Below are 20,619 nucleotides of genomic sequence, written 5' to 3'. Positions count from 1 at the left end.
TATCACTTTTCCGTTTAGCAATCTTCAATATCCCTTTCATTTTGAATAGTGGATCCTATCATTTTGATACTGTTTTAAAACAAAAAAAATCTACTTTATTTACAATTAATTGATAATCAATAATTTGATTAATTTTCTTTGTTATGGCATATCATTTGTTTTTAATCGATGAATCAATTCGAGAAGTATAGATTTAGAGGCAAGAACGTTTTTTTGCTTTTAACGTCATAACATTATTACTAATCCAGACTAATATCAATTAAAAAAAAATATGAAAACAAATAAAACCAGAAACAAGGAAATTACAAAGCTATATGTATCAAAAAAATCTATGCAAAATAAAGATCGCTTTATCAACTTAATGGTATTTACGATCGTTTTCTTTATTGCGGTTTTGCTAATCTCTCAAATAGTATAGGCCAATTTGAAACTTTTACTTGGTATTTCCTCACCATATAATTAAACAATTATGAAAATTATTGACCCCATAATAGATTCTAAAATAAACTTATCAAATAAAAACTTTTTCTATTCCGGTTCTTTTCGAAACAGAACAATATCTTCTGCTGTCAAAGATGCAGAGGAATTAGTTGAATTTACTATTGAAAAAGCCAGATCTGCTCACACTTTCTGGATTAGAGAAATCTGCGAGGTAACATTGTCTTCTGCCATAGCACGAGGAATCGGTATTTCAGCACGTTCTCCAGAGTTGCTTGAAACAAAAATGAAAAAAGGTGAGGCCGTAATCGCTTTTGCGTCAGATGGGCGATGGGCCGGTTTTTCCTTTATTTCTTCTTGGGAGAACGATAAATATGTTTCAAACTCCGGATTAATTGTAGCTCCTGAATTTAGACATACCGGGCTTGCAAAAAAAATTAAAAGAAAAATTTTTGAGTTGAGCCGTGAACTGTATCCTGAAGCTCGTATATTCAGTTTAACTTCAGGTCTGGCCGTTATGAAAATGAATCATGAACTTGGATTTGAGCCAGTTACTTTCAATGAACTTCCTGCTGATGAAATGTTTTGGGAGAGTTGTAAATCTTGCGTAAACTGCCCAATACTAATGAGTAAAGAAAGAAAAAATTGTTTATGTACCGCAATGCTTTTTGATCCTAAACAAAATTCTACAGACATTTGATATAGACATTCTGCAATATACTATTCCTACCAACAAGTGCAGCAAATCAAAGCTAATAAAGATTATAATTCACAAGATAAAGAACTAATAACCTGTAAAACATTTTAATTATATTTGACATAGAAATTTATTTGTTTGACAAATTTATTGCCGAACAAATAAATCAAATCATCAAACCCAAATCTTAAAATGAAGAAAAACCTAATATCTCTTTTATTTCTGCTAACAGTTATAAATATTTTTGGACAAACATCTGTATTTAATGATGCCGTTTCCAACAAAGTCCTAAAACCAATTAAAAAAGTCCCTTTAGATGAAGCTTCAATTCTAATTTATGATTATGACGGATCTCTTTTTTCGTATGATTTAGAATCTGAACAAATTGGCTGGACTGTAAAAGCAACGGATTCTTTTACTGAAATGTGCGCCAATATGGTAACGTTGCATGATGGCGTTGTATATGTTCCGTTTATTAATGGAGAAATCTTCGCAATTGATAACCAAACCGGAGATGTATTTTGGAAATCAAGATTAAGTAATAGTACCGATCAAATTATACTGAAAAACCAAACTCCAATTATAAATAATGGAAAACTGTATATAACTGCTCAAAATGGCAACCTATATGCACTAAATATAAAAGATGGAAGTTTAGCCTGGAGCTATAAGCTGGAATCTACAAATAATGATATTCCGGTTCTCTACTTCAATAACAAAATTTTTGCTCAAAGTGCTTCTAGCCTTTATAGTTTTGATGCCAATACAGGAAAGGTTCTCAACCAAAAAAGCTTTGATGTACCAATGTATGGAAAACCTGTAACTGATGGTGAAAATATATTTATAGCAAATGAAAAAGATGTGTTGTATGCGTTAAGCCCTGATAAATTAGATATTTTATGGCAATTTAAATTTGATGAAAATCAGTTTAATGTGAAGGAACGCATCTTCTGCAAAGACAAAAAAATATATTTTGCAGCGCAAGGAACTACAGTTTCTACATTATATGCCGTAGATTCAAAAACTGGAACTCAGATATGGAAAAGGGATTTTAATGATGATAACATCGAATACATAACAGAGGATAGTGATAATATTTGGGGATATACACGCAAGAAAAAGCTTTTCCAAATTGATATTACAAATGGCGAAATAGCATTTGAATTAAAACTTACAACAATGCCTATCTCAAATATTGAATTTCCTGTTGACGATACGATATTTTATTATTGCGATGCAGGTTTAATTAAATTTGATTTGAATACAAAAGACGAAGACATGTATTATATGCGTACTTCACTTAAAGATGATGTTTACAGCGCTTATTTGAAAATAATAAGACAGTAAAAAAAAGCCTTCTCAAAATTTTTGAGAAGGCTTATTTTTTGTTTTTTACAATTAAATGCTTGTACTGATTGAAAATTAATTTAATTCTCGCCACAAACAACCTAAGTACTTGAATCAATTATAACAAATCTTTGAAACCAAATGATTTCATTAGATTTGAAAAACAAAACCCTAAAGATTTAGAAAATGAAATGGATTACCAGAGAACGACCAAAAATTGACCGAATCGCTTGTCCATGGCTAATAAAAAAGTTTGTTGACAGTGAAGCTGAATTCATTTATGTTCCGTTTAATCAAGTTTTAGAAAAAGCAAAAGAATTAAATGCAACACCATTTGATATTCCAGATGTTGAATTTACGCATTATGAAGATCAAAGCACTTTTGACTACATTGTAAAAAAATATGAAATCGACGATCCCGCCATTTCAATTATAGCTGGAATTGTGCGTGGCGCAGATACCGACAGACATGATATTGCAAAAGAATCCGCAGGACTTTGGGCGATTTCAGCTGGACTTTCTTATAATATCACCGACGATTATAAACTTTTGGAAACAGGAATGATTATGTACGATGCGTTATATAGCTGGGCTACGCATCTTTACAGACAAAATCATTTGCAGAATAGCCCTTTTGAAAACTTACTTCATGAAGTTTATAATAAGTTTCTCAAAGACAAAAAATCCGGAACTAAAACACCTGCTTGGGTTCAAGGTCTAAAAGAAATAATTCAGGATCAGATTGATGCTCAATTTGCATTTGATTTAAAGAAAATTTCATCTGAATTAGATTTAAATCCGTCCTATTTATCGAGGGAATTTTCAAAACATTTTGAAGATTTAAATTTTGGAGAATACGTGAGAAAATTACGAATTGAAAAAGCAATTAGTCTCATTTCAAACTCTTCACATTCCTTAACCGAAATTGCCTACATGACCGGATTTTCAGATCAAAGTCATTTTACGAGAATTTTTAAATCGCATACAGGCAAAAATCCTTCGTCTTATCGAAAAAAGAATAAAAAAAGTAATCCAGATACAAAAGGTAAATAAGATTCTATTTTAAAGCTTTATTGACTTTTAGTTTTGCTGTCATAAATAAAACTAAAGCAATGTATTTAAAATTAACTTTTTTCTTTGCCGTATTACTATCAAGTATAAACATTTCAGCCCAAACTACTTACCCTAAAATAACAGGGTATTTTGGTATAATGCATCCAATCGTTACCTTCAGCAGTGATGAAACGACAGTAAATTTTAGAGATTATTATGCTGTAGGTTTTCCAACGGGAATTAACATTTGGAAAAGTCAAAAAATAGGGTTTTCTTTTGAAATGGTTCCAAATATAAAAGACGATAACGGAACTGACAAAGTAACTAATTTATTATTTCATCCCGGAGTTTTGGTTGCATTAGGAAATGGCTACACATTTGCCGGAAGAGCTGCATTTGAAACAAGCGGAAGATACGGATTTACACCCGTTTTTAATAAAACCGTTTTTAAAAGGAGTAGTTGTAGTTATTACGCCGCTGTTCCTTTGCCAGTTCGTTTTGGTAATGATCATCCTGCAACTTTTACAATTGGTTTTCAGTTTGGAATTGCTTTTTAAAATGAAAACAAAACCAACATACAGTTTACTACATTTAACACTTTATTTTCTAAAACTAGGAACTACAGGTTTTGGAGGCCCTGTTGCTTTAGTTGGCTATATGCACAAGGATTTAGTAGAAGATCGTAAATGGATAACCGAGGAAGAATACAAACAAGGATTAGCTTTGGCACAATTAGCACCAGGGCCACTCGCAGCGCAATTAGGAATTTATTTAGGATTTGTTCATTACAGTTTTTTAGGAGCAACCTTGGTTGGCTTTGCGTTTATTGTACCGTCTTTTATAATGGTAGTGCTACTTGGCATTGTTTATAAATCATATGGTGGCTTGGCATGGATTCAGGCTGTATTTTATGGCATTGGCGCTTCAGTGGTTGGTATTATAGCATTAAGTTCGTATAAGCTGACTTTGAAATCTATTGGTAAATTAAACTTCGAATCTCTAAAATCGAAATGGTTGCTTTGGATGTTTTTTATCTCAGCCGTTATCGTAACGTTTATAACCGAAACGGAGCAAGTGTTACTATTTATTTTTGCTGGGCTTTTATACATGATTTTCAAGGCTCCTCCAAAGTGGTGGAGTTTTAAAACAACAAACTTCTTAGTTTTATTTCAATTTGGTTTGTTGAATTCAGAAGAATCAACACTTTTCAAATTGGCTGTTTTTTTCGCTAAAGCAGGAGCTTTTGTTTTTGGAAGCGGATTAGCTATTGTTCCTTTTTTGCACTCCGGTGTAGTGAAAGAAAATAATTGGCTGACTGAACAACAATTCATTGATTCAGTTGCCGTAGCAATGATTACACCCGGACCAGTGGTAATAACCGTTGGATTTATAGGATATTTAGTTAGTGGCTTTTTTGGTGCTTTCACAGCTGCTTTAGCAACTTTTCTACCGTGTTATCTCTTTACAATTATATTGGCTCCTTATTTTAAGAAAATTGCCGATAATAAATCAGTTAAGGCGTTTGTTGATGGCATAACAGCTGTTGTTATTGGTGCTTTAGTTGGCTCTGTAATTGTTATAGCAACAAGAAGTATTATTGATATACCTACCACTTTAATTGCGATTTTAACCATTATGGCACTTCTTTATTATAAAAAACTTCAGGAACCATACATAATTCTAATTGCTGGCATAATAGGAATATTTATAAAACTGATTTAGTCAAGAAAATAATTCCAAATTATTTTTTCTGATAAAACTTAGTTTCTATGCATATCTACTTCAATAAAATCCTTGCTTTAATAAAAAGTAAGAAACCAAATAAATAAAAAAAACTCCTTAATTTCTTAAGAAGTTTTTGAGAGTTTAAACGAGTTCTTTGAACGCGCAAAAATCAATTATTTTACTTTGCTATTTTACTGCGCCATTTATCTGTTAGATATTTCCTTAACGGAATATCATAAAGTTTCATCACCAAATAAGCAAATCCGACCAGAAGAATCGTCGATATAATAACAATAAAAGTTAACTCAGAAGTTGATACTTTGTGTGTCGTGTAATAATTTCCAAACATCCACAATACAGCGTAATGCGTCATGTACAATGGATAAGAAATATTTCCAGAAAACACACAAATGTTCTTAAATCCATCATTTAATTTTGCTCCAGCACCTAAAGCAACCAATAATGGAAAATAAAACAATACAATTAACGGTTCTGAAATCCAGTTCCATTCTGAAAAAGGCATTACGAAAGCTAAAAACAATAATACAGCCAGACCAATAAAACCAAGATTATTTTTAATAATCCAGTTCGAACGATAAATAAGTAAACCAGCTAAAAAAGAATAAGATATACGTGCAAATCCATCCCAAAAAGTTGGTCCGCTCCAGCCACCTAATAAATTTCCAGATGTGTAAGCCACATAACAAAGTGCAATTGCAGCTACCAAAGTAAGTAATCTCAAATAATTACGCCCAACTCTGTAAAGTACAAATGCATAAACGATATTAGCAATATATTCCCAAAACAATGACCACGCCGGTGCATTGAAACTAAAATTATTAAAACCACGATCTTCAATTATAGGCAAGGGAATAAGGAATAGTGAACAAATAAAAGTTACAAAGATTTTTCCTGCGCTATACAATTCAAGATGTCCCCCAAACGGATCAAAAAGAAAAGCCAAAAGACCTAAAATTGATCCCGCAATTACCAACGGATGTAATCTGATAATCCTCGCAATAAAAAAGTTTCGAAGTCCCATTTTTGCAATACGATCATCATAAGCATAACCGATTACAAATCCGGAAAGGCAAAAGAAAAAATCAACGGCCAAAAAACCATGTCCGATAAAATTTTTGCTTGGATCAGTAAAAACCCATTCCATAAAATGGAAAACGACAACAGCTAATGCTGCAACGCCTCGCAATCCGTCTAATATTTCAAAATGTTGTTTGGTTTGTAAAATTGTTGTAGTGGTTTGGGGTTCGGTAGTATCCATTTAATTTTTAATGCAAATAAGGTTAAGTTAATAAAGACCGCCAACTATTTTGCCGGCGCCGCAAATTATACAAATAAATACTTAAAACAAAATCAGGATAACAAGATTTTAACAACAGATTTAAAGACTTAACAACTTCTTTCATTTAATTCTCAATTTTGAATTTCTCGTTTTTACAATCCAAAATAAGTTTATGATTGAGTAAGAGCTTATTTCCCATCATTCCCTGCATTCCTGAGCGCTTCATGAGCATTTTTTGCAATTCTGAAGTGCCTTCGATATATGTTATTTCTGAAAGCTGCAGTTTTAGATTCCCAAACTCTATGTTTTTAGTTGCGGGCGCAGTGAATACGCTTAATACAGTTCCCCAAGAATTTCCATTCTCTTTTTTAATTTTGTCTTTTTTACTTTTATAAAGAATCCACTTTTCTTTATTTACAATTAATTCATATCCACTTGTTCCTGAATCATATAGAAGTTTCATTTTTTGATTGTCTATAATCATCGGAAAAATTATTTTTCGTTTTTTAAATTCGAATATAGAGAAACCTTTATCGTCGATTTTTTCTAAAAGGGAAATTCTTTTATTTTTAAAATCAATTTCTACTTTTCTTTTTTCAAACAAATCAGTTCCAATTGTTCCAATGATATTCTCTGTGTTAGGGGTTTCAAAATCTACATTATTTCCGTAGTCGAGGAGTTCAAAACTTTCAGAAGAAACAGTCATGTCCTTTAAATTAAAAACGAGAGAAATTTCATTTAAACTTTCGTTGAAATTCAATTGTTTTGGAAACTTTTTCTGAATCGATTCTAGTGATTTTTTATAAAAAACGGTGCTTTGCGAACCGGAATCCAGCTGCATATAAAAAGTTTTATCAATACCTTTTATTCTAATTGGCAAAAGCATCGCAGCATAACTATTTTCTTCGTCGGAAGCCCATTTAAAAGGCAATTTTTTGGTCATTCCGGAAACCTTCAGGTAATTCTCGGGTGGTGTAAATTTTCTATCAAAATACAAATAGCCACCAACTGAAGCCATAATAAAAACAGCCACAAAGACCAACACAATTTTCTTAATTATTTTCATCACATTTTTTTGTGCAAGATTCGGAATTGTATCTGAAAATGCAGTAAAAAACAATATGACAATTTTACGTCAATTGCGTGACAATAATTATAAAAAGCTGTTTTTCAATTTAATGTACAAAGTTGATTTTTGATTCAAACTAGCACTATTCTTTACAATTATAAAGACATTAATACTTTTAAGAACAACTAAAACAACTAAAAAAAGAGGAAATTGTATAGAAAAAGCTTTTTGGATAAAAGGACTTACAATTAATAAAGTCGCAAGTATAAAAGAGTAAATAATCTGAAAACTTATAATGTTTCTACCCAATTCTTTGGCTTCTGGTTCTTTTGTTTTATAAGTTAAAATTGCGGGAAAAATAATATTCCCAAACGGAAGGATAAGCGACGATAAAACGGAAATATTAATTAATTTGACACGTGCAATTATACTCCAATTATCATTTGTCGCAATTAGATTTTCGGGTTCCGTATTTAATGATTTTGCAAGTGTTTTGAGTGTAAACCCTTTCGGAATATTACCTGCTTCAATTCGCTGAATCGTTCGTAAAGAAAGCCCAGATTCCTGAGCAAGTTCAGTCTGAGTAAGATGTTTTTCTTCTCTCAATAATTGAACTTTTGTTTTCATTTTTTACTTTTTAATATATATAGTTCTATTTCTAAATTGGTTCCCAAAATTCGATTTTATTACCATCTGCATCCATAATATGGACAAATTTTCCGTAATCGTAAGTTGCAATTTCATCTAAAACCGTAACTCCGTTCTTTTTCAGCTGATCAATCAAACCTTCGATATTCTGAACACGATAGTTAATCATAAAATCCTTTTTTGACGGAGCAAAATAAGTATCATCTTTTTTAAACGGACTCCATTGAAGCGCCTCTTTTACATCAGGATTATCAATGTTTCTCGATTCAAAAGTAGATCCCCAGTCATTTACTTCAATTCCAAGATTTTTGGCGTACCATTCTCTGGTTTCTTTTGGATTATCCGAAAAAAAGAAAATACCGCCAATCCCAGTAACTTTTGGAGTTACTTCGGTATTATTTGCTGTTTGTTTACTTTGATCTTCCATGACTTCTTCAATGAATTAAAATTTAAAAGTACTAAAAAAAGCCTTTTGTAAAAAACTAAAGCTTTCTTAAATTGATTTGAATGCAACTTTAGTTATTGTAAATTAGCTAGATACGATATTAAAAAAGGCAAATCATGAAAGCAAAAATAATTATTTCAACATTAGCGCTAAGTTTAGCACTGACGGTCAACGCGCAGAAAAAAATTGCCGTTTCGGAGCTTCCAAAAGAATCTCAACAATTTCTTAAACAATATTTTAATCATACTTCCGTTGATATAGCAAAGAAGGATGCTGAACATGGCGAAAAAGGATATGAGGTAATTCTTAAAGATGGAACTGAGGTCGAATTTTGGAAAGATGGTTCGTACAGAGAAGTAGACGGCGATGACAAACCAATTCCGACAGAATTTATTCCTAAAGAAATTAAGGATTATGTAGCCAAACACTATCCCAATGAAAAAATAACTCACATCGATTATGGCCATAAAGATCTCGATGTTGACTTAACAAACAAAATTGATTTAGAATTTACTAAAGATGGAAAAATTCTAAAGGATAAAAAGAACAAACTTGAATAAACTATAACTCAAATTCTACTTTGTTAAGCCTTTAAATTCAACCGATTTTAAAGGCTTATTTCTTAAATTTCAGGGTAAACTTTTCACAGGTGTATAAACTTTATACACTTTTTTTATGGAGTGAATTTACTAAATCACTCATAATCAATTCTAACTCCAATTGGCACGAGGCTTGTAAAATGGGATACTATCAAATCTGTATCGAATTGTCTTTGTTGTGTTTTTATGGCACAATAAAATGATTTCGAAAACAGAGAATAAATTTAAAATAAAAGCCATTTTACGATAAAAGCAATAGCCATAATGAAAAGTGAAACAATTATCTCAGAACAATTTTATACTTCGAACAACAGTCTCAACGCAAAAGAGAAAATACATAATAATTCCAATTTTAATGTTACCAATACTTCAGCCAAAAAAGCGATAGAAAAACAGACAAGCTCTTTTGGGCGTTTGGTTCTTTCAGGCTCTTTTCTATTAATGTTAGGTGGCGCATTTTTAGTCTACACGCTACAATCCGACTTTGATCAGTTTCAGCTAGACCGAATAAATTCAGCTTGGGGATTGCCATTTCTAGTATTTACAGCAATGCTGTTCTTTTTTCAAACAGGATCTTTTTTATACAATCTGTATTTATATTTCCGCTATAAACCAATTGAATCCGTAAGTGATGATTTATTGCCAACTTGTACCGTAATTGTGCCCGCTTACAATGAAGGAAAACTGGTTTGGGATACATTACTTAGTCTTGCCGAAAGCGATTTCCCGGAACACAAAATACAATTATTAGCAATTGACGATGGAAGTAAAGACGATACCTGGTACTGGATGCAACAAGCAAAACTAAAATTAGGTGATCGCTTAACTATTTTTCAGCAACCTGAAAACAAAGGAAAACGTCATGCACTATACCGCGGATTCGAACTTGGAACTGGTGAAATATTCGTAACAGTAGACAGTGACTCAATCGTTAAAAAAGATACTTTAAGAAATCTTGTAAGTCCCTTTGTAGTAGACAAAAAATGTGGTGCAGTTGCAGGAAATGTTCATGTTTTGAATAACAAAAAGGCGTTACTTCCAAAAATGCTAAATGTAAGTTTTGTAATGAGTTTCGAATTCATGCGTTCTGCAGAAAGTATGCTTGGTTCTGTTCTTTGTACTCCTGGCGCAGCGGCTGCTTACCGAAAAGACGCTGTATTTGCATGTCTTCCGGAATGGATCAACCAAACTTTTATGGGGCAACCTTCAGATATTGGCGAGGACCGAGCAATGACAAATATGATCTTAAAACAGGGATTACATGTTTTATTTCAGAGAAATGCTTACGTCTTGACAAATGTACCAGAAGAATATAAAGGATTATACAAAATGTTCATCAGATGGGGTAGAAGCAATGTGCGTGAAAACATCATGATGGCACAGTATGTTTTTAAGGATTTTAGAAACGAATCAAAATTTGGTGCAAGATTATTATTCTTAAATCAGTCGTTGCGAATTATAATGGCATATCCGTTCTTATTGTTTATGCTGTTTTTTATAGCTGTTCATCCTGTATTATTCTTTAGCTCAACACTTTTAAGCATATTTATTGTTTCGAGTTTTTCAGTATTATTTTATGCAAAAAGATATAGTTTATCAGAAGCTTTCTGGGCTTATTCATATAGTATTTTTTACACCTTTAGCTTGTTCTGGATTACACCTTATGCAATTGCTACAGCCAATAAAAAAGGATGGCTTACACGCGGATTATAATAAAAACAAAACCCCGAAGAAGTTTCTTCGGGGTTTTGTTTTTATTAGTCTAGTCCGGCAAATTTAAAAGGCGGTGTTATCACAAATCCTGCAGAGGATTCTCCCGAATAGTTTTCGTTATTAGCCAGACTTAGTTTTTTCACCTTGGCTTTTTCGCTAAAATCTAATTTACTAAACTCAACCCAGACAACATTTGGATTTAATACATTGTCAAAATAATAAATAAGATTCTTTTGATCGGCAACAGTTCTCCATCTTGTCGAAGAAATATTAGGCTCTGTTGGCGAAGAAATTCCAAGCGGAACAGAACAATTTCTAATTACACCAAAAACACTGGCAAGTGCCGTTCTTATATTATCTGTTTTAGGAATTGCGTCAATATAATAATGAGCTCTTACAAATCGGTCAGCGGCTCTATTGGTTCCTGGTAGCATGATAGTTCCGGGAATTCCTTTCCAATAAGTATTTATAGCAAGCTGTTCATCAAAAATAGGAGAGTTGGTCATTGCAACATATTTTCGATCATGATGAATCACTAATTTCCCATTTATATATTCAAAAATGGCATTATCTCCTGATGCGTCGGAAACGGACAAATGTACTGTCGCAAAAATATCTGTTCCTGGAATATGAGAAGAAGTAACTGTAAATTCATTTTTACTTAAGGCATTTACTACTTCCGAAACTGTAGAAAAATTATCCAATACATACTGAAGCCACAAAGAAACAGCCAATCCTTTTGCACTACTATTCTTTTCAAACTGCGGATAAGTCGACTCAGCCAGCCAAAGAAGATTTCCAACCAAACCTTTTTCATTCATTCCGTCAGAAGATGCAATATCCCAGGAACTTGTTACGACACTTCCGTATTTTGCCTTCCATTTTACTGAATTATTTCCAGCTTCTCCAAATCGGTCCATTCCTCTGGGAAGAACCCATAGATTTGCTGGAATTTCACCTCTCCAGTCCATAGAACGAGCCGTAAGAACAGTTCCGTTTGGACCTTGATAAACTACTCTTGTACAGGCAAAACTTGTCGCACTAAAATGTAGTAAACAAAATAAAGCTAAAAGAAAGAAATTTTTAAATTTTGATTTCATAACTAATGTAATTTTCAGTTACTATTAAAATAAAAAACTCCAAAATTTGAGATTACTTTGGAGTTTTTTTTATTCTTTTTATGTGGTTATGTTTGTATTTTCAGCAAAACAAAATCAAATCTTTTTGAGAGTCAATTTAACTTCTTCTGCTTCCAAAATTAGTTCGTCCTTGGTAATGGTGCTCACACAAGGCCATGGTGTACCAGTTTCATCTTTAATTACAAGGCTTTTTCCTTTTTTAGTTAAAGCATAAGTACCATCTGTCATTTCTCTTAATAAAAATCCTGTTACATGCCCATCTTCAGTAAAAGTTAATTGGCCGTTAGTAAGAATTATATTCTTCAATGAATCAGAAAGCGGCTTTTTGTTTGCTTCAACATTTGTAACTTTCCAAGAATTTACTAACTCATTTCTTTTTGCTTTGTTGCATGAAAGAATTAATACTGCTGATAATAAAATTCCGAAGATAAATAATTTAGATTTTTTCATAATTCAGTGATTAAAAAATTAGACAGGAAAAGTTACAAAAAAAAATAACACTTAAAACGTTTGTAGTCAAATATTTATAATTACATTAATATATGAAAGCAAAATGAACAGAAAACAGGAATTATTTCATAATCATCTGATTATAAAAAACCTATAAAAATCAAGCCTTTTCAGTTAAAAAGTAGTTTTATAATTGATCAGCAAAGTAAAAAACAAAACTATTTTTTACTTAAGTGTCAATTCCCCTAAAATTTCTTCATATAAAAATGGTCCGCCTGGATATGTGGCGGTATAATCGAGATTCATCCAAACCTGACCACGTTCGTCAATATGATAATGAATCTTTTTGCCGTAACTTTCTTTCGTAAAAAGAACATTTTTTATAAGATAATTCACTTTCTCTAAATCAATTAATGATCCAATTAGAATTTCAGGATAAATATGTCCTTTTGTATGAATAAGCCTTGGTGTACCGCCAATAGATCGTATTGCAGCTGCCATTAAAATTGAATGATCATCACAATCACCAGAAAAATATTCAAGCGATTCACTAGCTGTTGCAATATAATCTCCTTCTTTGGGATCGTTTACATAATTCCAGCGACTGTTAATTTCTTTAAAAACAGCAAAACACTGAATGGTAGTACGATAATCTGAGTATCCTCTAATTCCTTTAAAATGCTTTGTTGTCGCCATTATAGCAAAATTTCGCACTTTAGGATTTTGATATTCAATAGCATTTATAATTTTTGATTTATTTGGAAACGGAAGCAGTTTTGCCACAATTATATCCTGCGGAAAAGGATTATCCGACATGGTATAAATCATTGAATTATAATCTTCTGAGATCTCACTAAAGCCATAGTTTCCGATAACTGTACCATAAAATAATACCAAAAGGTAAACTGCAACACATAAAATTATAATGGTTCTCAACAACATCAACAAAAAGAAAATTGCTGCGAAAACAAAAATGAATATAAAAACCCTGTCTAAATTGAAAGACCAGTTTAAATCTCGTAAATTTTGATGCAGAATGATGAAAATTGGGATTGTAATTAAAAGACTCAACAACGAAATAATAATCCTATCCCAAGGTGATTTCACCTGTAATTTGGATTTTAATCGCGGAAAGTCAATTTTTGGGAATTTCATCATAAGAATCAAAAGCAGTTTTTAAAGCGCTTTTACTGTTTCAACAAAAGTACTTTTTTTATCAATAATTCCCAGATCAAAAAGTTGATTTTGAATTTTGATAAATGCCTTTTCATTAAGATTTTTCTGAGACCATTGCGTTAATTTTAACCATTCCTGAATGTCTTCTACTTTTTGATCGAACAAATCAGCCAGAGTTTTATCGATTTCTGGAATTTGTGTAAAATTATTGGTTGTTTTATTTATGATTTCAAGAACTTTTTCAACGGTTTTTGGGTTCTTTTTTAGAAACTCATCCCTAACTGTGATCACAAATGAAGGCCATGGAGTAGGGCAATCTCCAACACGTCTAAAAACACCTTTATCTACAAGTGGTTTGGTCATGAAACGCTCCCACATAAAATAATCTGCAGTACCATTTGTCAATGCATCAACCGCACCATCAATTGTGTTTATGATTTCAAACTGTAAATCTTCTGTTTCCCAACCTTGCTCGCTGGCATTTACATAAGCCATTAATTGTGAACCGGATCCAACTCTTGAAATCGCTACTTTTTTATTTTTTAAATCTTTAATTGTATGAAAATCTGATTTTTCAGCAACGTGGATTCCCCAGATTAAAGGCGACTGCACATAAATCTGAACAATTTTACTAGGATTTCCAGCCACAATATCTTTTACGATTCCTTCTGTAAGGATCACCGCCATATCTGCTTCGCCATCACGGAGCATCTGACACATTTTCCCGGTACCTTCAGGAATATTTTTCCATTGCAAATCAATATTTTCTGCTTCGAATTCGCCATTTTCAATGCATAGATGCCATGGCAAATTGAAGTGTTCGGGAACACCAACAATTTTTACGGTTTTCATAGAATAAGTTTAAGTTAAGTTTAAGTTGGGTATGCGTATTATATTTGTCTGATTGTCTGTCTGTTTTTTTAATTTTTTAATAGATCCGCGCGATGTTTGTCTGAAAGACATGGTTCGGCAAAGTCGATAATATCCTGCGATTCATATTCGCTCAAAATGTTCTTAACCAGTGAATAATCAACATCTCTCATTACTTCAACGGCAAATAAGGTTTCATTTAACCCTTCTGATAAACAGTTTATAGCGCTTAATTTTTCTCTGATAATTTCTTTATCGAATCCCTTTTCTAAGATTACAACCTGAATAATCGAATTTCCGAAACTTTCAATAGTTTCTCTGTAAACCAAGCGTTTCTCATTTTCATCATATTCGGCATAAAACAAATCATCTGTAGCAATCAAAGGGCCAAAAAAAGGAATATTATCCAGTTTAAAGAGACCTTTCTCTAAGTCAACTATTTCTGCCCACATGGTTTCTACAACATTTTCTTCTAATAAGTCGCTGTAGTATTTAAATAATATTTTTGTGTGTGTTTCCTGCATTATTCTATTTCGCTTATTACAGCTTTTAATGGTGATATAACAATACGATATCCATCTGGATCCTGAATCATTTTTCCGTTTTCATTCCAAAACGGATTAGTTGATTCAATTATCGAAATACCGTAATGTATTACCTTTTTAATCAATTCATTATAATTTTCAACTGTTTTTGGATAAAGGACAGTTATATCATCCTCATCAAAGGAATGTTTTGTTTGTACGTCAGATTGTGTAAATTCGAAATGCCAGTCTAAACCTGATTTTCCAATAAAAACACCATCATAATTATTGTGATTCTCAAAACCGCCTAATCTCTCAAATCCTAAAACATCAACATAAAAATTTTCAATTTCCTGCAAATTATTGGTGTGACGTGCAACTCGTAAAAACATAATCTTAAGATTTTATTTGATTGACATGATGTTCTAAATGCTCAACATAATCGGTCATAAGAAATTTTAAATCAATTACTGTTTTATCACTTAAAACAATTTTATAATCTAAAACTTCATCATCAACAGATTTCATAATTCGTACAATTTGCTTGTTTAGCACAAACCATAATTGTATTAATTCATTAATATCCATTGATTGATAATCATTCAAATTTACCAAATCTATTTGATTGTATGGTCTGTGTTGATATGGTTTTTCAGCATAATTAATTTCTGTAAATCGAACCAAATTATGAAGTGCAGAATCTACTAAATGCCCCAGAATTTCTTTTTTAGACCACTTTCCAGGAACTTTTGCTTCTAAAATCTCATTATTCAATACTGGAAAATAAGAAACATTCTCATTCAATATTTTCTCAAACTTAAGAATTGCATCATGCATAAATTATCTAATTTCCTGATTAACAAATTATCTAATTAACTATTTGCCAGCTTATTCAATGTGTAAGCAATTAATTCATCAACCGCTTTGTAAGGATCTTCACTGAAAGTTCCCGAAGCTCGATTGGCTATAATAGCATTTAAAGATAATGCATTATGACCTAAAAGCGAAGAAAGACCATAAATTGCAGCAGTTTCCATTTCTAAATTGGTAATTCTATTACCATCAAAATCAAAATTGTCCATTTTATTGTTCAATTCTTCATCTTGAATATTGAGACGTAAAACTCTTCCTTGCGGTCCATAAAATCCTCCGGCTGTTGCTGTAATTCCTTTAAAAATTTTATCCGACTCAATAATCTTTTCTAATTTTTCTGAACATGCAATTGCATAAGGTTTTCCTTTTCGGATATCCCAATTGGTGTGTGCTATAAAAGCGTCTTCGATTGCTACATTCGAAACTTCATCTATTAAATAGGAGCGAAGCATATTATCCAATCCAAGTCCGAACTTCGACATTACAAAACTATCTACAGGAATATCTGCCTGCAAAGAACCCGAAGTTCCAATTCTGATAATATTCAAAGAAGTCAAAACTTCTTTTGGCTGACGCGTTTTTAAGTCGATATTAACCAAGGCATCCAATTCATTTACGACAATATCAATATTATCAGGCCCAATTCCGGTTGACATTACTGAAATCCTCTTGCCTTTATAAATTCCCGTTTGGGTTTTGAATTCTCTTTTTTGAGTAGAAAATTCGATTGAATCAAAAAACTGAGTGATTTTTTCAACTCGATTTTGATCTCCAACAAAAATTATATCATTTGCTATATGCTCAGGAAGAAGGTTTAAGTGGTAAACACTTCCATCCGGATTTAGTATTAATTCTGAATTTTGTATCATATTTTTAAGATGCTAAGGTAATGAGCGGCTAAGATTCTGAGTTTTTTTCAGATTCTCATAACTTGAAACCTGAAACGTTAAACTTTAAACTTTTTTTTAACCGCCTACACGTTTCGTTTTAAATCCTTTTTCTTTTAGAATGGCCATTATTTTATCACGATAATCGCCCTGAATGATAATTGACGCATCTTTAAAAGTACCGCCCACACTCAATTTAGTTTTGATTTCTTTGGCTAAAACTTTAAAATCTTCATCAGATCCTTCGTAACCTTCGATAATAGTGGTTGGTTTTCCTTTTCTTTTTTCAAATTTGCAAATCATTGGTTCTTTCTGAATGTAAAGAACATGATCCTGCTCCTGAATTTCTTCCGGTTCATTTGATTCGATATGATCCGGAAATAAGTTTTTTAATTGATCTTTAAAGTCCATAAATTTTTTATTCTAAAAAACAAATTCCAACTATAAAAGTATTTAAAAATTAAATTCCAAACTCCAATAAAGCTTGGAATTTGGAATTTTTATTTTTGAAATTTATTTGAGTTTTTATTTTTTAATTAACCCCAAATCTACTAAACGTTCATATAAATAATCACCTGCTGTGATATCTTCAAATTTCTTTGGATTTTCAGCATCGATACAATTTTCTAAACAATCCAAACGCATATCGCTTACTGGATGCATAAAAAATGGAATAGAATAACGTGAAGTTCCCCATAATTCTCTTGGTGGATTCACAACCTGATGAATTGTCGATTTCAATTTATTATTGGTATGTCTTGACAACATATCTCCAACATTTATAACAAGTTCATCATCTGCTGCAATAGCGTCAATCCATTCACCATCATGATTTTGAACCTGCAATCCTTTACCTTGAGCTCCCATCAAAAGAGTAATAAGGTTTATATCTCCATGGGCCGCAGCACGAATTGCATTTTCAGGCTCTGAAGTAATTGGAGGATAATGAATTGGTCTTAAAATTGAGTTTCCTTCTTTTGCATACTGATCAAAATAAAATTCATCTAATCCTAAATGAAGTGCTAAAGCTCTAAGTACATAAACACCCGTTTTTTCAAGCATTTGATAAGCATCTTTACCAACTACATTAAAACGTGGCAACTCTTTTACTTCAACGTTTTCCGGATATTCTGATGCGTATTTTGAATCTGCATCAACATATTGGCCAAAATGCCAAAACTCTTTCAAATCTCCTTCTTTACGGCCTTTAGCATGTTCTTTTCCAAAAGACACATAACCTCTTTGTCCGCCAATACCAGGAATTTCATAATTATGCTTAGTTTCTATTGGCAAAGCGAAAAATTTTCTAATTTCGCCATAAAGCTCGTCTACTAACTGGTCGTCAAGAAAATGACCTTTTAGGGCTACGAAGCCAATGTTTTCAAATGCACTGCCGATTTCATTTACAAATTTTTGTTTACGTTTCGGGTCGTCCGAAAGGAAATCACGTAAGTCTACACTAGGAATGTTTTGCATACTTTACATTTTTTATTTTAAGATAAAAGGCCCCGCAGAACCTTTCAATAACAAAGGTAGAGAATATTTTAGAATTGAATTTTAAAAGTTATTATAAAATAAAATTTTTATAACAAAAACGAATAAAATTGTTGTATTTCTTTATATTTGAAAAACCAAAACATAAACCATAATGATCTTTCACAGACAAAATCTTACAGATTCACAATTACTGGATTTATACAAAAAAATTCTAAAACCCCGTTTGATCGAAGAAAAAATGCTGATTTTGATTCGTCAGGGAAAAGTATCAAAGTGGTTTTCAGGAATAGGTCAGGAAGCAATCGCAGTAGGAGTAACTGCAGTTTTGGACGAAACCGAATATGTACTGCCAATGCACCGGAATCTGGGTGTCTTTACAACAAGAAACATTCCCTTATACCGCTTATTCTCTCAATGGCAAGGAAAAGCAAATGGTTTTACCAAAGGTAGAGATCGTAGTTTTCACTTCGGAACTCAGGAATACAAAATAATCGGAATGATTTCGCATCTCGGACCACAATTGGGTATCGCAGACGGAATCGCATTAGCCGATAAACTTCAGAATAATAAAAAAGTTACTGCTGTTTTTACCGGAGAAGGTGCAACAAGCGAAGGTGATTTTCATGAAGCGCTCAATATTGCTGCAGTTTGGAAATTACCGGTTATGTTTATTATAGAAAACAATGGCTACGGACTTTCTACACCTACAAACGAGCAATATGCCTGCGAAAATCTTGCCGATAAAGGAATTGGATACGGTATTGAAAGCTACATTTTAGACGGAAATAACATTGTTGAAATCTATACCAAATTATCTTCTCTTAAAGAAGAAATGAAAGAAAACCCTCGTCCTGTTTTATTAGAGTTTAAAACCTTTAGAATGCGAGGCCATGAAGAGGCGAGTGGAACTAAATACGTACCTCAGGAATTAATGGACGAATGGGCTGCTAAAGATCCTGTTGCAAATTACAAAAACTATTTAACTGAAATTGGAGTTTTAACTCCTGAATACGACGAACAACTTCATAATGAAATAAAGCAGGAAATTGATGAAAATTTAGCAATCGCAAATGCTGAACCTGAAATTGTTCCAACTTACAGCGGAGAATTAGATGATGTTTATAAAGATTTTGAATATGAAGAATATACACATGGTGAAGAAGTAAAAAATATTCGCTTTATAGATGCTATTCGAAATAGTTTAGAACAATCGATGTGGCGCAACAAAAACTTAGTCATCATGGGGCAGGATATTGCTGAATATGGCGGCGCATTTAAAATCACCGATGGTTTTGTTGATGCCTTTGGAAAGGAAAGAGTTCGTAATACGCCAATTTGTGAAAGTGCTGTTGTCTCAGCAGGAATGGGATTATCTATAAACGGATACAAAGCAATTGTAGAAATGCAGTTTGCTGATTTTGTTTCAACCGGTTTTAACCCAATAGTAAATTTATTAGCAAAATCACATTATCGCTGGAGCGAAAAAGCCGATGTCGTAGTTCGTATGCCTTGTGGTGGTGGCACTCAGGCTGGGCCATTTCACTCACAAACAAATGAAGCCTGGTTCACCAAAACACCCGGTTTAAAAGTGGTTTATCCAGCTTTCCCTTATGACGCAAAAGGTTTATTAAATACGGCCATAAATGACCCGAATCCAGTTTTATTCTTTGAACACAAACAATTGTACAGAAGTATTTATCAGGATGTTCCAACAGATTATTATACCATTCCTTTTGGAAAAGCGGCTTTGATAAAAGAAGGAAATGCAGTAACCATTATCACTTTTGGAGCTGCTGTTCATTGGGCTTTAGATACTTTAGGTAATAATCCTGAAATTGATGCCGACTTAATTGATTTAAGAACTTTACAACCGCTGGACACCGAAACTATTTTTGCTTCGGTTAAAAAAACAGGAAAAGCGATTATTTATCAGGAAGACACCATGTTTGGCGGAATTGCCAGCGATATTTCGGCTTTAATAATGGAAAACTGTTTTGAATATCTGGATGCTCCGGTAAAAAGAGTCGCGAGTTTAGACACGCCAATTCCATTTACCAAAGCACTGGAAGATCAATTTTTGGCTAAAAATCGTTTTGAAGATATTTTATTAGAATTATTGAAATATTGATTACAAAAATCACATTGGTTTGCATAATGAACATTTTTTTT

General features: G+C 32.5%; 22 protein-coding genes. 8 read left to right on the top strand and 14 right to left on the bottom strand.

Annotation, left to right across the window (positions count from 1 at the left end; translation table 11 throughout):
• Positions 1-469 precede the first annotated feature (469 nt).
• From BD847_RS05080 to BD847_RS05060, 5 genes are all read left to right on the top strand, one after another.
• A complete protein-coding gene (locus tag BD847_RS05080) occupies positions 470-1,138 on the top strand; it encodes a GNAT family N-acetyltransferase (RefSeq protein ID WP_244201557.1) in 669 nt (222 codons plus the stop codon).
• Positions 1,139-1,327: 189 nt separating this feature from the next.
• On the top strand, positions 1,328-2,482 hold the full coding sequence (locus BD847_RS05075) for an outer membrane protein assembly factor BamB family protein (protein ID WP_115887162.1): 1,155 nt from the start codon (positions 1,328-1,330) through the stop codon (positions 2,480-2,482).
• Positions 2,483-2,668: 186 nt separating this feature from the next.
• Positions 2,669-3,535, top strand: coding sequence for a chromate resistance protein ChrB domain-containing protein (locus BD847_RS05070; RefSeq protein WP_115887161.1), 867 nt, complete (start codon positions 2,669-2,671; stop codon positions 3,533-3,535).
• A gap of 59 nt (positions 3,536-3,594) precedes the next feature.
• The gene (locus BD847_RS05065; protein WP_115887160.1) at positions 3,595-4,092 is read left to right on the top strand and encodes a hypothetical protein; all 498 of its coding nucleotides are present in this window, start codon (positions 3,595-3,597) and stop codon (positions 4,090-4,092) included.
• A 1-nt stretch (position 4,093) separates the two neighbouring features.
• A complete protein-coding gene (locus BD847_RS05060; protein WP_115887360.1) occupies positions 4,094-5,257 on the top strand; it encodes a chromate transporter in 1,164 nt (387 codons plus the stop codon).
• Between the two features lie 181 nt (positions 5,258-5,438).
• On the opposite strand, the gene BD847_RS05055 is transcribed toward BD847_RS05060, so the two are convergent.
• The 4 genes from BD847_RS05055 to BD847_RS05040 all read right to left on the bottom strand — a co-directional run bounded on the left by BD847_RS05055 (position 5,439) and on the right by BD847_RS05040 (position 8,704).
• Positions 5,439-6,539 carry an acyltransferase family protein gene (locus tag BD847_RS05055; protein WP_115887159.1) on the bottom strand — a complete coding sequence of 367 codons (1,101 nt, stop codon included), beginning with the start codon at positions 6,537-6,539 and terminating at the stop codon, positions 5,439-5,441.
• A 145-nt stretch (positions 6,540-6,684) separates the two neighbouring features.
• Positions 6,685-7,626: a hypothetical protein gene (locus tag BD847_RS05050; RefSeq protein WP_115887359.1), complete on the bottom strand. Its 942-nt coding sequence runs from the start codon at positions 7,624-7,626 to the stop codon at positions 6,685-6,687.
• An 87-nt stretch (positions 7,627-7,713) separates the two neighbouring features.
• Positions 7,714-8,256, bottom strand: coding sequence for a helix-turn-helix domain-containing protein (locus BD847_RS05045; protein WP_115887158.1), 543 nt, complete (start codon positions 8,254-8,256; stop codon positions 7,714-7,716).
• 31 nt (positions 8,257-8,287) lie between these two features.
• The gene (locus tag BD847_RS05040) at positions 8,288-8,704 is read right to left on the bottom strand and encodes a VOC family protein (protein ID WP_115887157.1); all 417 of its coding nucleotides are present in this window, start codon (positions 8,702-8,704) and stop codon (positions 8,288-8,290) included.
• A 134-nt stretch (positions 8,705-8,838) separates the two neighbouring features.
• Here BD847_RS05040 and BD847_RS05035 point away from each other — a divergent pair, with 134 nt between their 5' ends.
• Positions 8,839-9,282 (top strand): PepSY-like domain-containing protein, encoded by a 444-nt coding sequence (locus BD847_RS05035; RefSeq protein ID WP_115887156.1) that lies wholly within the window; start codon positions 8,839-8,841, stop codon positions 9,280-9,282.
• A gap of 303 nt (positions 9,283-9,585) precedes the next feature.
• The gene (locus BD847_RS05030) at positions 9,586-11,034 is read left to right on the top strand and encodes a glycosyltransferase (protein WP_115887155.1); all 1,449 of its coding nucleotides are present in this window, start codon (positions 9,586-9,588) and stop codon (positions 11,032-11,034) included.
• Between the two features lie 44 nt (positions 11,035-11,078).
• Here BD847_RS05030 and BD847_RS05025 read toward each other — a convergent pair whose 3' ends face one another.
• From BD847_RS05025 to BD847_RS04980, 10 genes are all read right to left on the bottom strand, one after another.
• On the bottom strand, positions 11,079-12,134 hold the full coding sequence (locus BD847_RS05025) for a linear amide C-N hydrolase (protein ID WP_115887154.1): 1,056 nt from the start codon (positions 12,132-12,134) through the stop codon (positions 11,079-11,081).
• A gap of 114 nt (positions 12,135-12,248) precedes the next feature.
• Complete coding sequence (locus tag BD847_RS05020) at positions 12,249-12,623, bottom strand: hypothetical protein (protein WP_115887153.1); 375 nt, start codon at positions 12,621-12,623, stop codon at positions 12,249-12,251.
• A 225-nt stretch (positions 12,624-12,848) separates the two neighbouring features.
• A complete protein-coding gene (locus tag BD847_RS05015; protein ID WP_115887152.1) occupies positions 12,849-13,781 on the bottom strand; it encodes a transglutaminase in 933 nt (310 codons plus the stop codon).
• An 18-nt stretch (positions 13,782-13,799) separates the two neighbouring features.
• Entirely contained in the window at positions 13,800-14,651 is an 852-nt protein-coding gene (locus BD847_RS05010; protein WP_115887151.1) for a substrate-binding domain-containing protein, read from the bottom strand.
• Positions 14,652-14,719: 68 nt separating this feature from the next.
• A complete protein-coding gene (locus BD847_RS05005; RefSeq protein ID WP_115887150.1) occupies positions 14,720-15,193 on the bottom strand; it encodes a DUF4265 domain-containing protein in 474 nt (157 codons plus the stop codon).
• Complete coding sequence (locus tag BD847_RS05000) at positions 15,193-15,585, bottom strand: VOC family protein (protein ID WP_115887149.1); 393 nt, start codon at positions 15,583-15,585, stop codon at positions 15,193-15,195. Before BD847_RS05000 ends, BD847_RS05005 begins: the two co-directional genes overlap by 1 nt.
• Before the next feature lie 4 nt (positions 15,586-15,589).
• Positions 15,590-16,030 (bottom strand): DinB family protein, encoded by a 441-nt coding sequence (locus BD847_RS04995; RefSeq protein WP_115887148.1) that lies wholly within the window; start codon positions 16,028-16,030, stop codon positions 15,590-15,592.
• 35 nt (positions 16,031-16,065) lie between these two features.
• Complete coding sequence (locus tag BD847_RS04990) at positions 16,066-16,935, bottom strand: nucleoside phosphorylase (protein ID WP_115887147.1); 870 nt, start codon at positions 16,933-16,935, stop codon at positions 16,066-16,068.
• A gap of 96 nt (positions 16,936-17,031) precedes the next feature.
• The gene (locus BD847_RS04985) at positions 17,032-17,364 is read right to left on the bottom strand and encodes a translation initiation factor (protein ID WP_115887146.1); all 333 of its coding nucleotides are present in this window, start codon (positions 17,362-17,364) and stop codon (positions 17,032-17,034) included.
• Between the two features lie 114 nt (positions 17,365-17,478).
• Positions 17,479-18,429 (bottom strand): isopenicillin N synthase family dioxygenase, encoded by a 951-nt coding sequence (locus BD847_RS04980; RefSeq protein ID WP_115887145.1) that lies wholly within the window; start codon positions 18,427-18,429, stop codon positions 17,479-17,481.
• Between the two features lie 172 nt (positions 18,430-18,601).
• On the opposite strand from BD847_RS04980, the gene BD847_RS04975 reads away from it, so the two are divergent.
• Entirely contained in the window at positions 18,602-20,578 is a 1,977-nt protein-coding gene (locus BD847_RS04975) for an alpha-ketoacid dehydrogenase subunit alpha/beta (protein WP_115887144.1), read from the top strand.
• Positions 20,579-20,619 lie beyond the last annotated feature (41 nt).

It is taken from the genome of Flavobacterium cutihirudinis (assembly GCF_003385895.1).
Taxonomy (GTDB): domain Bacteria; phylum Bacteroidota; class Bacteroidia; order Flavobacteriales; family Flavobacteriaceae; genus Flavobacterium; species Flavobacterium cutihirudinis.
This window is presented reverse-complemented; position numbering and strand designations above follow the sequence as displayed.

Coding starts and splice junctions, on each gene's coding strand:
- BD847_RS05045 (WP_115887158.1), bottom strand. CDS start 8,256: ATGAAAACAAAAGTTCAATTATTGAGAGAAGAAAAACATCTTACTCAG.
- BD847_RS05060 (WP_115887360.1), top strand. CDS start 4,094: ATGAAAACAAAACCAACATACAGTTTACTACATTTAACACTTTATTTT.
- BD847_RS04980 (WP_115887145.1), bottom strand. CDS start 18,429: ATGCAAAACATTCCTAGTGTAGACTTACGTGATTTCCTTTCGGACGAC.
- BD847_RS05070 (WP_115887161.1), top strand. CDS start 2,669: ATGAAATGGATTACCAGAGAACGACCAAAAATTGACCGAATCGCTTGT.
- BD847_RS05005 (WP_115887150.1), bottom strand. CDS start 15,193: ATGCAGGAAACACACACAAAAATATTATTTAAATACTACAGCGACTTA.
- BD847_RS04985 (WP_115887146.1), bottom strand. CDS start 17,364: ATGGACTTTAAAGATCAATTAAAAAACTTATTTCCGGATCATATCGAA.
- BD847_RS05055 (WP_115887159.1), bottom strand. CDS start 6,539: ATGGATACTACCGAACCCCAAACCACTACAACAATTTTACAAACCAAA.
- BD847_RS05010 (WP_115887151.1), bottom strand. CDS start 14,651: ATGAAAACCGTAAAAATTGTTGGTGTTCCCGAACACTTCAATTTGCCA.
- BD847_RS05030 (WP_115887155.1), top strand. CDS start 9,586: ATGAAAAGTGAAACAATTATCTCAGAACAATTTTATACTTCGAACAAC.
- BD847_RS04990 (WP_115887147.1), bottom strand. CDS start 16,935: ATGATACAAAATTCAGAATTAATACTAAATCCGGATGGAAGTGTTTAC.
- BD847_RS05020 (WP_115887153.1), bottom strand. CDS start 12,623: ATGAAAAAATCTAAATTATTTATCTTCGGAATTTTATTATCAGCAGTA.
- BD847_RS04995 (WP_115887148.1), bottom strand. CDS start 16,030: ATGCATGATGCAATTCTTAAGTTTGAGAAAATATTGAATGAGAATGTT.
- BD847_RS05080 (WP_244201557.1), top strand. CDS start 470: ATGAAAATTATTGACCCCATAATAGATTCTAAAATAAACTTATCAAAT.
- BD847_RS05050 (WP_115887359.1), bottom strand. CDS start 7,626: ATGAAAATAATTAAGAAAATTGTGTTGGTCTTTGTGGCTGTTTTTATT.
- BD847_RS05035 (WP_115887156.1), top strand. CDS start 8,839: ATGAAAGCAAAAATAATTATTTCAACATTAGCGCTAAGTTTAGCACTG.
- BD847_RS05040 (WP_115887157.1), bottom strand. CDS start 8,704: ATGGAAGATCAAAGTAAACAAACAGCAAATAATACCGAAGTAACTCCA.
- BD847_RS05015 (WP_115887152.1), bottom strand. CDS start 13,781: ATGATGAAATTCCCAAAAATTGACTTTCCGCGATTAAAATCCAAATTA.
- BD847_RS05075 (WP_115887162.1), top strand. CDS start 1,328: ATGAAGAAAAACCTAATATCTCTTTTATTTCTGCTAACAGTTATAAAT.
- BD847_RS04975 (WP_115887144.1), top strand. CDS start 18,602: ATGATCTTTCACAGACAAAATCTTACAGATTCACAATTACTGGATTTA.
- BD847_RS05065 (WP_115887160.1), top strand. CDS start 3,595: ATGTATTTAAAATTAACTTTTTTCTTTGCCGTATTACTATCAAGTATA.
- BD847_RS05025 (WP_115887154.1), bottom strand. CDS start 12,134: ATGAAATCAAAATTTAAAAATTTCTTTCTTTTAGCTTTATTTTGTTTA.
- BD847_RS05000 (WP_115887149.1), bottom strand. CDS start 15,585: ATGTTTTTACGAGTTGCACGTCACACCAATAATTTGCAGGAAATTGAA.